Source organism: Flavobacterium sp. (assembly GCF_027484945.1).
In the GTDB taxonomy this organism is placed as follows: domain Bacteria; phylum Bacteroidota; class Bacteroidia; order Flavobacteriales; family Flavobacteriaceae; genus Flavobacterium.
On sequence record NZ_JAIXRZ010000014.1, the window covers coordinates 1 to 13,851 of the forward strand.

Annotated in this window: 11 protein-coding genes; all 11 read left to right on the top strand. The window is 38.3% G+C overall.

From position 1 onward, the window contains the following. Positions 1-1,398, top strand: a 1,398-nt coding sequence (nrfD, locus tag Q0039_RS01870) for an NrfD/PsrC family molybdoenzyme membrane anchor subunit (protein ID WP_297508184.1), incomplete at its 5' end; no start/stop codon positions are given. Positions 1,399-1,406: 8 nt separating this feature from the next. Continuing rightward, on the top strand, positions 1,407-1,934 hold the full coding sequence (locus Q0039_RS01875) for a DUF3341 domain-containing protein (protein WP_297508186.1): 528 nt from the start codon (positions 1,407-1,409) through the stop codon (positions 1,932-1,934). 5 nt (positions 1,935-1,939) lie between these two features. Next, positions 1,940-2,503, top strand: coding sequence for a cytochrome c (locus Q0039_RS01880; protein ID WP_297508189.1), 564 nt, complete (start codon positions 1,940-1,942; stop codon positions 2,501-2,503). A gap of 27 nt (positions 2,504-2,530) precedes the next feature. Continuing rightward, positions 2,531-4,054 carry a quinol:cytochrome C oxidoreductase gene (locus Q0039_RS01885; protein WP_297508192.1) on the top strand — a complete coding sequence of 508 codons (1,524 nt, stop codon included), beginning with the start codon at positions 2,531-2,533 and terminating at the stop codon, positions 4,052-4,054. 18 nt (positions 4,055-4,072) lie between these two features. Continuing rightward, positions 4,073-5,245 (top strand): cytochrome c oxidase subunit II, encoded by a 1,173-nt coding sequence (locus Q0039_RS01890; protein WP_297508195.1) that lies wholly within the window; start codon positions 4,073-4,075, stop codon positions 5,243-5,245. A gap of 28 nt (positions 5,246-5,273) precedes the next feature. Further along, a complete protein-coding gene (locus Q0039_RS01895) occupies positions 5,274-7,070 on the top strand; it encodes a cbb3-type cytochrome c oxidase subunit I (RefSeq protein WP_297508199.1) in 1,797 nt (598 codons plus the stop codon). Positions 7,071-7,135: 65 nt separating this feature from the next. Then, on the top strand, positions 7,136-8,158 hold the full coding sequence (gene ruvB / locus Q0039_RS01900; protein WP_297508202.1) for a Holliday junction branch migration DNA helicase RuvB: 1,023 nt from the start codon (positions 7,136-7,138) through the stop codon (positions 8,156-8,158). A 118-nt stretch (positions 8,159-8,276) separates the two neighbouring features. After that, positions 8,277-9,200: a tRNA epoxyqueuosine(34) reductase QueG gene (queG, locus tag Q0039_RS01905; protein ID WP_297508205.1), complete on the top strand. Its 924-nt coding sequence runs from the start codon at positions 8,277-8,279 to the stop codon at positions 9,198-9,200. A gap of 64 nt (positions 9,201-9,264) precedes the next feature. Further along, positions 9,265-11,565 carry an NADP-dependent malic enzyme gene (locus Q0039_RS01910; RefSeq protein ID WP_297508209.1) on the top strand — a complete coding sequence of 767 codons (2,301 nt, stop codon included), beginning with the start codon at positions 9,265-9,267 and terminating at the stop codon, positions 11,563-11,565. A gap of 64 nt (positions 11,566-11,629) precedes the next feature. Then, positions 11,630-12,211: a Holliday junction branch migration protein RuvA gene (gene ruvA, locus Q0039_RS01915; RefSeq protein ID WP_297508212.1), complete on the top strand. Its 582-nt coding sequence runs from the start codon at positions 11,630-11,632 to the stop codon at positions 12,209-12,211. Between the two features lie 60 nt (positions 12,212-12,271). Then, positions 12,272-13,851 (top strand): cell surface protein SprA (gene sprA, locus Q0039_RS01920; RefSeq protein WP_297508215.1); only part of this gene is annotated, 1,580 nt, incomplete at its 3' end.

Consider the following 13,851-nt stretch of genomic DNA (forward strand, 5'->3'; position numbering starts at 1 on the left):
GAAGCACCCATTAGAAAGCCATTAGTTATAGGTGATAAAACTTATCACGATGTAACTGTTGATGTTGCTGCTCCTGTAGAAGGAAGAGCCAACAAACAATGGTGGACCGTTTTTTCAATTTCTTTGGCAGCATTCCTTTGGGGAATAGGCTGTATCATTTATACCATTTCAACTGGTATTGGTACCTGGGGTCTTAATAAAACTGTAGGTTGGGCCTGGGATATTACCAACTTCGTTTGGTGGGTAGGTATTGGTCACGCAGGGACTTTGATTTCTGCCGTGTTATTGTTATTCCGTCAACGATGGAGAATGGCAATTAACCGTTCTGCTGAGGCGATGACCATCTTCTCGGTTGTTCAAGCGGGTCTTTTCCCGATTATACACATGGGTCGCCCTTGGTTGGCTTATTGGGTATTGCCTATTCCAAATCAGTTTGGTTCATTGTGGGTAAATTTTAACTCACCGTTATTATGGGACGTATTTGCAATTTCTACGTATTTATCCGTTTCTTTAGTTTTCTGGTGGACTGGATTATTACCCGACTTTGCGATGTTACGCGATCGTGCAGTAACACCATTTACTAAAAGAGTATATTCTATTTTAAGTTTTGGTTGGAGTGGACGTGCAAAAGATTGGCAACGTTTTGAAGAAGTATCCCTTGTGTTAGCAGGATTAGCTACTCCATTGGTACTTTCGGTTCACACTATTGTATCGTTTGACTTTGCTACTTCAGTAGTTCCAGGTTGGCATACAACAATCTTCCCACCGTATTTCGTTGCGGGTGCAGTATTCTCTGGTTTTGCAATGGTAAATACACTTCTGATTGTAATGCGCAAAGTATCCAATTTAGAAGCTTACATTACTTTACAACATATTGAATTAATGAACATCATCATCATGATTACGGGTTCAATTGTTGGGGTAGCCTATATTACAGAATTATTTGTTGCTTGGTACTCAGGTGTAGAATATGAACAATATGCTTTCCTTAACCGTGCAACGGGTCCTTATGCTTGGTCGTATTGGATGATGATGACTTGTAACGTGTTTTCTCCACAGTTTATGTGGTTTAAGAAGTTACGTACAAGTATTATGTTCTCTTTCGTAATCTCTATTGTGGTAAACATCGGGATGTGGTTTGAACGTTTTGTAATTATCGTTACCTCATTACACCGGGATTACTTACCATCGTCTTGGACAAAATTCTCTCCCACCTTTGTTGATATTGGAATTTATATTGGAACGATAGGTTTCTTCTTTGTGTTGTTTTTATTGTATGCACGTTCTTTCCCTGTAATTGCTCAAGCAGAGGTGAAAACCATCTTGAAGTCATCAGGAGACAATTACAAAAAGGCCCGAGAAGAGGAAGGTCATAATCATCATTCAGATAATCATTAATTAAAGTCATGAGCAGTACAAAAGTTATTCACGCACTATATAATGACGATGATGTATTAATGGATGCTGTAAAGCAAACCCGTAAAGCACATCATCATATCGAGGAAGTTTTTACTCCTTTCCCCGTTCACGGATTAGACAAAGCAATGGGACTTGCGCCTACTCGTTTAGCAATCTGCGCGTTCATCTACGGTTGTATCGGAATTTCCGTAGCTACTTGGATGATGTGGAACATCATGATCAACGATTGGCCACAAGATATCGGTGGTAAACCAAGTTTTTCGTATTTACAAAATATGCCGGCTTTCGTACCGGTAATGTTTGAGATGACCGTGTTTTTTGCAGCGCATTTAATGGTGATTACATTCTACATGAGAAGTAGATTATGGCCTTTCAAAAAAGCTGAAAACCCGGACGTAAGAACTACAGATGACCACTTTTTGATGGAAGTAGCAGTTTCTGGTAATGAAGAAGAAATGATTTCATTTTTTAAAGGTACAGGAGCTGTTGAAGTTAAAGTAATTGAAAAGCACTAAGAAAGATGAAGAATATAATTAAATTATCCTTTATGGTTGGAGCTGTAGCTTTGTTGACAGCTTGTAAAGATGATAAATCACCGAATTATCAGTACATGCCTAACATGTATGAGTCGGTGGCTTATGAAACGTATTCTGAATCAGCAGCTTTCAATTCACCAAATGCAAAGTCAGAAAACGGTAAGGAAGGACAATTACCGCCTGCTGGAACAATTAAACGAGGTTATGTGCCTTATGAATTGCCAAACACCCCCGAAGGATATGAGGCATCTAAAGCAATCGCAAATCCTTTTCCTGCAGAAAAAATGGATATGAAAAAAGCAGAAGAGTTATTCAATATTTATTGTGCTATTTGCCACGGAACTGCTGGAGATGGAAAAGGTAAGTTGGTAACTCAAGGTAAATTCTTAGGGGTTCCCAATTACAAAGACCGTCAAATCACAGAAGGCAGTGTGAATCACGTAATCACCTATGGTTTAAATTCTATGGGCGCCTATGCAAATCAATTAAACCGCGAAGAGCGTTGGTTGGTATCCAATTACGTAATGCAATTGAAAAGTAAATTATAATTGTAGAATTATCAGATTATTATAGATATGTACACATTTTCACAAAGATTAAAAACTTCAGCATACATTCTAATCGCATTAGGGTTAGTAGGTATTGTATATGGGTTTTTATCTACTCCGAAAACAATAGAAGATGTTGAGAAAATTGTGGCTGCAGCTCATCATGAGGGTGGACACGAAGGAAGTCATAGCGCAACCGCTTCTCATGAATCTCACAATCCTGCTGCTCATGATTCGCACGAAGCTTCGCATCAAGAAGTAGCTACAAACCACGAGGCTACTAACGCCACTGAAGCTCACGAAGCAACCGATTCAATTAAAATAGAAGCAACCGATTCAGCACACGTTGCTGAAATGGCTGTAACCTCGAATCATGCACTAAATATTGTTGCTAAAAAAGAGAAAAAAATAGATGAAGCTCAAGCACACAAAGAGCACATCGAACATGTTTTCCACCAATTGCAAAACAAACCTTGGGCGGCATTATATGTAGCATGTATTTTCTTCTTGTTAGTAACGATGGGAGCCCTTGCTTTTTATGCTATTCAACAAGTTGCACAAGCAGGTTGGTCTCCAGTTTTGTTCCGTGTAATGCAGGGTATTACGGCTTACTTGCCAGTTGGATCTGTAATTTTCTTTATCCTATTAATTCTTTCGGGCACTCATGTTAATCATTTATTTCCATGGATGGCAGAAGGTATTACCGATAAAAATTCACCAAATTATGATGCATTAATTGCTGGTAAACAAGGATACTTAAATTTTGGTTTTTGGATTGTTAGAGCGGCTGTATTTTTAATTGGGTGGAACTTATACCGTTACTATTCAAGAAAAAATTGTTTAGCACAAGACGAAGCAAGTGATGATTTCTATTATAAAAAGAATTTCAAGTTATCAGCAATGTTCTTAGTGTTCTTTATTGTTTCAGAATCAATTATGGCTTGGGATTGGATTATGTCATTAGATCCGCATTGGTTCAGTACATTATTTGGATGGTATGTTTTTGCCAGTTTCTTTGTTAGTGGTATCACAACTATTTCAATGGTAACGCTCTACTTAAAATCAAAAGGATATTTAGAATATGTTAACTCTAGCCACATTCATGACTTATCGAAATTTATGTTTGGTATTAGTGTATTCTGGACGTACTTATGGTTTTCACAATTTATGTTGATTTGGTATGCAAATATTCCAGAAGAAGTTACCTATTTCATTACACGAATTAATGATTACACCTTACCATTTTGGGGCGCAGTTGGTTTAAATTTTGTATTCCCTTTCTTAATTCTAATCAATACCGATTTCAAACGTGTTGCTCCAATTATTGTAACGGCTGGTGTTGTAATTTTGTTTGGTCATTATATTGACTTTTTCAACATGATTATGCCTGCTACAGTAGGCGACCAATGGTTTATTGGCGTATCAGAAATAGGATCCGTATTGTTCTTCTTAGGCTTGTTTATTTTGGTTGTTTTCAATGCGCTTACCAAAGCACCTTTAACACCAAAACGCAATCCTTATATGGAGGAGAGTAAACATTTTCATTATTAATATTTAAAGAATAAACAAATGACAGGTTTATTAGTAGTTCTTGTTGTAGTTTTACTAGCAGTTGCTTTATGGCAATTAAGCAAGATTTTTGCTCTTACTCAAATTGGAAAAAAACCCGAGGGAGAAGTAGTAAATGTAGCCAATGATAACGATAACCGTATTAACGGGTATTTGTTGTTCGGTTTCTTAGGTTTCATTTATTTGATTACAATTATATGTATTGTTAAATATGGTGCCTTTCCTTTGATGGATAATTCCGCTTCTGAACACGGAAAAGAAGTTGATCAATTGATGTGGATTTCCATGATTTTGATTTTCGTTGTTCAAACCATAACACAAGCTTTATTACATTACTTTGGTTATAAATACAGCGGTAAAAAAGGACAAGTTGCTACCTATTTGTCAGATAATAGTAAACTAGAGTTTATTTGGAGTTCTATTCCAGCTATCGTTTTAGCGGTTTTAATTTTCTTTGGTTTATATGCTTGGACAGACATTATGTTTGTTAATGAAAAGGAAGAGAAACCTATTGTTATAGAAATTTATGCCCAACAATTTAAATGGACCGCACGTTATGCTGGAGTTGATAATGTTTTGGGTAAAGCAAATGTTCGTTTAATAGAAGGTGTAAATGCTTTGGGTGTAGATTTAGCCGATCCAAATGCTCAAGATGATATTGTAGCTGATGAGTTACACATCCCAAAAGGTAAAAAAGTGATTTTCAAAATCCGTTCGCAAGATGTACTTCACTCTATGTATATGCCCCACTTCCGTGCGCAGATGAACTGTGTTCCAGGTATGGTTACCCAATTTGCGTTCACCCCAATCATGACAACACAGGAGATGCGTGATACAAAGGCAATGACCGAAAAAGTTCACCATATTAACGAAATTCGTAGTCAAAAAAGTAAAGAATTGGAAGCTGAGGGTAAACCAGGCTTAGATCCATATACTTTTGATTACCTACTTCTTTGTAACAAAATCTGTGGTGCTTCTCACTACAACATGCAAATGAAAGTCGTTGTTGATACGCCTGAAGAATATAATAAATGGTTAAAAGAAAAAACGACCTTAGTTCAAGCTGTAAAAAATGCTGCTAAAGAAGAAGCTGCAACAGCTGCGGCCGAAGCAGGTAAGCCTGTTGACACCGCTGCTACCAAACCAGATACTACTGTAATAGCTACTAAATAATTAGAAAATTATAATTGATTGATATCATATGAGTCACGCACACGACCTTCACACTGACGATCATGCACATGATCACCACCACAAGGACACTTTCATAACGAAATACATTTTTAGTATTGACCATAAAATGATTTCCAAACAATACTTGATTACAGGTATAATTATGGGTATCATAGGTGTGGGAATGTCTCTTTTGTTCCGTATGCAATTAGCATGGCCTGAAGAATCTTTCAAAGTATTCAAATTCTTCTTGGGTGAAAAAATGGCTCCAGAGGGAGTTATGACCAATGAAGCTTACCTATCCTTGATTACTATTCACGGTACCATTATGGTATTCTTCGTATTAACTGCTGCATTGAGTGGTACATTCAGTAACTTGTTAATTCCGTTGCAATTAGGTGCACGCGATATGGCTTCAGGTTTCTTAAACATGATTTCCTATTGGTTATTCTTCTTGTCAAGTGTAATCATGGTTCTTTCTTTGTTTGTTGAATCTGGTCCTGCTTCAGCTGGTTGGACTATTTACCCACCTTTAAGTGCTTTACCTCAAGCTATCGCCGGATCTGGACTAGGAATGACATTATGGTTGGTTTCTATGGCTGTTTTTATTGCATCATCACTTTTAGGTTCGTTGAATTATATAGTTACCGTATTAAATTTACGAACTAAAGGGATGACAATGACTCGTATGCCGCTAACTATTTGGGCATTCTTTATCACTGCAGTAATTGGAGTTATTTCTTTCCCTGTATTATTGTCAGCAGCATTGTTGCTCATTATGGACCGTAGTTTTGGAACATCTTTCTTTTTATCCGATATTTATTTAGCAGGTGAAGTTTTAGATTACCAAGGAGGTTCTCCAGTTCTATTTGAACACTTATTTTGGTTCCTAGGTCACCCCGAAGTATATATTATTTTACTTCCTGCTCTTGGGATTACTTCTGAAGTTATTGCAACCAATTCACGTAAACCTATTTTTGGTTACCGAGCGATGATCATTTCTATTCTTGCAATTGCATTCTTATCAACTATTGTATGGGGTCACCACATGTTCATTTCTGGTATGAATCCATTCCTCGGGTCAGTATTTACTTTTACCACATTATTAATTGCAATACCTTCTGCGGTTAAAGCCTTTAACTATATCACAACTATCTGGAAAGGTAATCTTCAATTAAATCCCGCAATGTTATTCTCTATCGGGTTGGTTTCAACTTTCATTACAGGAGGGTTAACAGGTATTATTCTTGGAGATAGTACACTTGATATAAATGTTCACGACACCTATTTCGTAGTTGCTCACTTCCACTTAGTAATGGGTATCTCTGCTTTATATGGGATGTTTGCCGGTATTTACCATTGGTTCCCTAAAATGTTTGGAAGAATGTTGAACAAGAATTTAGGCTATGTACACTTTTGGGTAACTGCTGTTTGTGCCTATGGTGTTTTCTTCCCGATGCACTTTATCGGTATGGCGGGATTACCACGTCGTTACTATACGAATACGAACTTCCCAATTTTTGATGACATGCAAGATGTTAACGTTGTAATAACAATGTTTGCTCTAATCGGTGGTGCATTCCAATTGGTATTTATCTATAATTTCTTTAGTTCAATTTTCTTTGGTGAAAAATCACCTCAAAATCCATGGCGTTCTAATACGCTTGAATGGACAGCTCCAGTAGAACACATGCACGGTAACTGGCCAGGCGAAATCCCAGAAGTACACCGTTGGCCTTACGATTATAGTAAGCCAGGTCACGATGAAGATTTTGTTCCTCAAAATGTGCCCATGAAACCAGGTGAAGAAGTGCTTCACCATTAAAATATAACTAAGCCTTTCTTCGGAAAGGCTTTTTTATTCCTGCCAACTTCTGCTATATTTGTACTATGAACGAAAATTTAGATCCGACAAATAAAGGCTTTAATCCCGATGAACTCGACGTCGAAAAAAAATTGCGTCCTCTATCTTTTGACGATTTTACCGGACAAGATCAAGTTCTCGAAAACTTAAAAGTCTTTGTAAAGGCAGCCAATCTTCGTGATGAAGCCCTTGATCACACGCTATTTCACGGACCTCCTGGATTAGGGAAAACTACATTAGCTAATATTTTAGCCAATGAATTGGGTGTTGGAATCAAAATAACTTCGGGACCTGTGCTTGACAAACCAGGTGATCTGGCCGGACTTTTAACCAATCTCGACGAGCGTGATGTGCTTTTTATTGATGAAATTCACCGTCTAAGTCCGGTAGTCGAAGAATACCTCTATTCAGCTATGGAGGATTTTAAAATCGATATCATGATTGAAACCGGACCCAATGCACGTTCGGTTCAAATTACTTTAAATCCTTTTACATTAGTTGGTGCAACAACACGGTCTGGATTACTTACGGCACCTATGCGCGCTCGATTCGGAATTCAGTCACGGTTGCAGTACTACAATACCGAATTATTGACTACTATAGTGCAACGAAGCGCTGCTATTCTTGGTGTTCCGATTGCCATGGAAGCAGCCATTGAAATCGCTGGGCGTAGCCGAGGAACTCCTCGTATAGCCAATGCGCTTTTACGCAGGGTGCGCGACTTTGCTCAAATCAAAGGGAATGGTAAAATTGATATCGAAATTGCAAAATATTCCCTTCAAGCGCTTCATGTCGATGCGCACGGTTTGGACGAAATGGATAATAAAATTTTATCCACCATTATCGATAAGTTTAAAGGTGGCCCCGTGGGTTTATCTACTTTAGCAACCGCTGTCTCCGAAAATGGGGAAACCATCGAAGAAGTTTACGAACCTTTTTTAATTCAAGAAGGATTTATCATTCGTACCCCACGCGGTCGTGAAGTTACGGATAAAGCTTACAAACACTTAGGAAAAATAAAAAGTTCATCACAAGGGGAATTGTTTTAAGGGCATTCCCCCAATACATGCCGATTGATTGAGCACGTCTCCTTTTAGGGGTCGGGCTTTCCGCAGTACGCGCCTTCCATTCGTCAGTCGGGTACTGTACTTCAATCCCTAATGCACTATGAATTCAAATCGCGTTACGTATTCTCAACAAATTAAAGCCGAAGCCAAACGCCTCGGGTTTTTATCATGTGGGATTGCCCAAGCAGGATTTTTAGAAGCAGAAGCGCCTCGACTCGAACGTTGGCTGAAAAATGGTTTTCAGGGAGAAATGCAGTATATGGAAAATCATTTTGACAAGCGCCTCGATCCTACATTATTGGTAGATGGAGCAAAAAGTGTGATTTCTTTACTGCTCAATTACTATCCGGAAACAATCCAAAATTCAGACACCTATCAAATTTCAAAATACGCTTATGGTGAAGATTATCATTTTGTGATTAAACAAAAACTCAGTGAATTACTTCAATATATCCAAACCGAAATAGGCGAAATCAATGGTCGTGCATTTGTGGATTCTGCGCCTGTATTAGATAAAGCCTGGGCTGCCAAAAGTGGACTTGGGTGGGTAGGTAAAAATTCAAATTTAATTACGCAAAAAACAGGCTCGTTTTATTTTATTGCCGAACTCATTATTGATCTTCCGCTCGACTATGACACTCCAACAACCGACCATTGCGGAACCTGTACAGCCTGTATCGATGCCTGTCCCACACAAGCTATTGTAGCCCCCTATGTTGTCGATGGTAGTAAATGCATTTCCTATTACACGATCGAACTTCAAAACCAATTGCCCGTCGAAATGAAAGGAACTTGGAACGATTGGATATTTGGCTGCGATATTTGTCAAGATGTTTGTCCTTGGAATCGATTTTCTAAACCCAATACGGAGCCTGCGTTACAACCCCATCCCGATTTATTGCAATTTTCTAAGAAAGATTGGGAAGAAATTACCGAAGATACCTTTCGAAAAGTCTTTAAAAATTCGGCAGTCAAACGGACAAAATTCAAAGGTTTGCAGCGCAATATCAACTTCCTCAAATAAATCTCGCATTTGTTTCGCTTTTCAACGGATACTTTTACCTTTGTCGTTAGACAAAATTTGAAAAATGGATAACAACTCGAGTAAACGTAGGGCTGCTTTATTATACCACGCAAAGCCTACACCGGGTAAAATAAAAATTGTTCCCACCAAAAAATACGCAACACAACGCGATTTGTCGTTGGCCTATTCACCGGGGGTAGCCGAACCATGTTTGGAAATAGCCAAAGACGTTGATAATGTATATAAATATACTTCCAAAGGTAATTTGGTAGCGGTTATTTCCAACGGTACTGCAGTATTGGGTTTAGGCGATATTGGTCCCGAAGCCTCCAAGCCGGTTATGGAAGGAAAAGCACTGCTGTTTAAAATATTTGCCGATATTGATGTATTTGATATTGAAGTAGGGACTAAAGATATCGATGTATTTATTGAAACAGTTAAAAATATAGCGCCAACATTTGGGGGGATCAATTTGGAAGATATCAAAGCTCCTGAATCGTTTGAAATTGAACGCCGTTTGGTTGAAGAATTAAATATTCCAGTGATGCATGATGATCAACACGGAACAGCAATTATTTCTTCAGCGGCGTTATTAAATGCATTAGAATTGGCCGGTAAGAAAATCAATAAAGTAAAAATTGTTGTTTCAGGTGCTGGTTCTGCGGCTCTAGCTTGCGCTAATCTTTATGTTTTATTGGGCGTGAATTCAGAAAACATTATCATGTTTGATAAAGAAGGAGTATTACACCAAGATCGTTCAGATTTATCTGAGTTACAACGCCGTTATGCCAGTGGGAAAATTGGGACAACCATGGCAGCTGCTTTGAAAAAAGCCGATGTGTTTTTAGGACTTTCAGCTGGAAATATTTTAACTCCCGACATGCTTTTAGGAATGGCGAAAAACCCAATCGTTTTTGCCATGGCCAATCCCGTCCCAGAAATTGATTACCATTTAGCGATTACGACCCGAAAAGATATTATTATGGCAACGGGGCGTTCGGATCATCCCAACCAAGTGAATAATGTATTAGGATTTCCTTATATTTTCCGTGGGGCTCTCGATGTACGTGCAACCAAAATAAACGAAGCTATGAAAATGGCTGCTGTGAAAGCCTTAGCAAGTATGACCAAAGAATTGGTGCCCGAACAAGTAAATATTGCTTATGGCGAAACAAAATTGGCTTTTGGAAGAGAATATATTATTCCGAAGCCTTTTGATCCACGATTGATTTCAAGGGTTGCCCCAGCTGTTGCCAAAGCAGCTATGGAATCGGGGGTTGCGCAAAATCCAATTACCGATTGGGAAAAATACGAAGAGGAACTCATGGAACGTATGGGTTCTGATAACAAAATGGTTCGAATGTTAATCAACCGAGCAAAAACCGAACCCAAACGAATTGTTTTTGCCGAAGCCGATCAGTTAGACGTTTTAAAAGCTGCTCAAATTGTATATGAAGAAGGTATAGGTCATCCAATTTTATTGGGCCGAAAAGAAGATATTTTGGAACTTAAAGAGGAAATCGGTTTTGATGCCGATGTGCCTATATTTGATCCAAAAACTAAAGACGAAGACGAACGGCGTATGCGCTATGCAGCGATTTTTTGGAAAGAACGTCAACGGCGAGGAATTTCATTGTTGGATGCTCAAAAATGGATGCGAGAACGCAACTATTTTGCCGCGATGATGGTCAACGAAGGAGATGCCGACGTGATGCTTTCAGGATATTCACGCAGTTATCCTTCTGTAGTTCGGCCGTTGATGCAATTAATTGGAAAAGCGCCTGGTATTACGTTAATTGCCACTACAAATATGATGATGACCAATCGGGGTCCTATGTTTTTGTCAGATACCGCAATTAATCCGAATCCTACTGCCGACGATTTAGCAAAAATTGCATTGATGACCGCCAAAACCGTCCGCATGTTTGGTATGGAGCCAGTGATTGCTATGGTTTCCTTTTCCAATTTTGGATCTTCTACCCATGAAAGTGCCCAAAAAGTTCGCGAAGCAGTTTCGTATTTGCATAAATACTATCCCGATTTAGTGGTAGATGGTGAGATTCAAACCGATTTTGCTTTAAATCCAGACATGTTGAAAGCCAAATTTCCTTTTTCAAAGTTGGCCGGAAGAAAAGTAAACACCATGATTTTCCCCAATTTAGAATCGGCAAATATTACCTATAAATTATTAAAAGAGTTATACAAAGTTGATTCGGTAGGACCAATCATGCTAGGAATGGACAAACCCGCTCACATTTTTCAATTGGGAGCTAGTGTAGAAGAAATGGTAAATATGGCCGCAGTAGCCGTAGTTGACGCTCAGGAAAAGCACAAAAGATTAAAAAATTTAGTAGTAAATAAATAGCAAAAGCGATTCGGTAATTGCACAAAACTATTTTTTCTATATTTGAAGAAACTATTATTAAAATATGATTGCACACATTCAAGGTAAATTAGTCGAAAAATCACCCACCGATGTGGTTATTGACTGTAATGGAGTGGGGTATCATATTCATATTTCACTGCATACCTATGGGCTTCTTCCAAAGTCGGAAACTGTAAAATTATATACGTGTTTATTGATCAAAGAAGATGCACACAGTTTGTATGGATTTATGGAAAAAGCCGAAAGGGAACTTTTTAAGTTATTAATTTCGGTATCAGGTATTGGAGCTGGAATTGCCCGTACGATGTTGTCGTCTCTAGATCCAAAACAAATCATTGCCGCAATTGCTAATGGTGATGTGGGTACTGTACAATCGATCAAAGGAATTGGCACCAAAACCGCACAACGTGTTATTTTGGATTTAAGGGATAAAGTGTTAAAATTGCATGATCTCGGAGAAGTTTCTATCGTTTCATACAATACAAATCGGGATGAAGCGTTATCTGCGTTGGAAGTTTTAGGTTTCCTTCGCAAAAATGCAGAAAAGGTTGTCGACAAAATCATGAAAGAGCAACCCGAGGCATCTATTGAAACCATTATAAAACTTGCATTAAAAAACCTATAACTGTTGAAAACAAACAGCCATCATAAATCATTATTACTTCAAATAGCCTGCTTTATCTTTTTGTTTTTTGCATCAAATGCACAAGCACAAACGACAGAAGAAGAGGAAGAAAAAGCAAGGGATACGATTAAAGGATATAATACTGGGGCGATTCAATTAAAAGACCCAAAAAGTGTTATTGAAGCATACACCTATGATCCCACAATTGATCGTTATATTCTAACCAAAACTTTTGAAGGGTTTAATATCAATTACCCAATGGTATTAACGCCAAAGGAATATGAAGAATTGGTAATGCGCCAGTCTATGCGAGACTATTTTCAAAAAAAATCCAATGCTGTTGATGGAAAAGGCTCTGAAAAAGATAAAAAAGATTTGTTACCGCGTTACTATGTAAATTCAAGTTTTTTTGAATCTATTTTTGGGAGTAATACGATAGATATTAAGCCTACAGGATCTGTAGAAGTTGATTTGGGTGTGCGCCATACCAAGCAAGACAACCCTTCTTTTTCCCCCCGTAACCGTTCTACAACTACCTTTGATTTTGATCAACGGATTAGTATGAGTCTGATGGGTAAAGTGGGAACGCGTTTAAGTGTAACAGCCAACTATGACACGCAGTCGACCTTTAATTTCCAAAATTTAATCAAACTAGAATACACACCAACCGAAGATGATATTATTCAGAAAATTGAAGTAGGTAACGTGAGTATGCCCTTAAACAGTACGTTAATTCGTGGAGCTCAAAGCTTGTTTGGGGTTAAAGGACAGTTTCAATTTGGAAAAACTACAGTAACTGGTGTTTATTCTGAACAAAAATCACAAACCAAGACGGTAACCTCTCAAGGAGGTGGCACGGTTCAAGATTTTCAATTGTTTGCACAGGAATATGATAATGATCGACATTTCTTTCTCTCGCAATATTTTAAAACCCGCTACGATCGTGCTTTAGTCAACTATCCTTTGATTGATAGTCGTGTGCAAATTACACGTATTGAAGTGTGGGTTACTAACAGACAAAATCGCGTCAATAATACTAATAATAATCAACGTAATATTATTGCGCTTCAAGATTTAGGGGAATCGCGGTTAACTGATTTGTATTCTGGGGTGGCGTTACCCGATGATAAAGTTGTGGCTACCAATCCTACGGTCATTGCGGGAGGTTTCTTTGTAAACCCTATTGATAGTCCGTCTGACAACTCCAATAACTTGTATGATCCGGCATTGATAGGGACAACAGGTCTTTTAAATTCGGGTATCCGTGAAATTTTCACTGCAGGAAGTGGTTTCAATAACGTTTCAACAGTTGCAGAAGGTACCGATTATGCAAAATTAGAAAACGCGCGAAAACTAACGGCTTCCGAGTTTACCTACCATCCGCAATTGGGGTATATTTCATTGCAACAACGTTTAGCCAATGACGAAGTGTTGGCCGTTGCCTATCAATATACAATTGGGGGACAAGTGTTTCAAGTAGGAGAGTTTGGGACTGACGGTGTAGATGCAACACAAGTCAACGTTGACAATACAACTGGTCAAGTGGTTCCTTCTTCCCAATCATTGATTTTGAAAATGTTGAAGAGTAGCTTGACGTTTGTTGACAAACCTATTTGGGGATTGATGATGAAAAATATTTA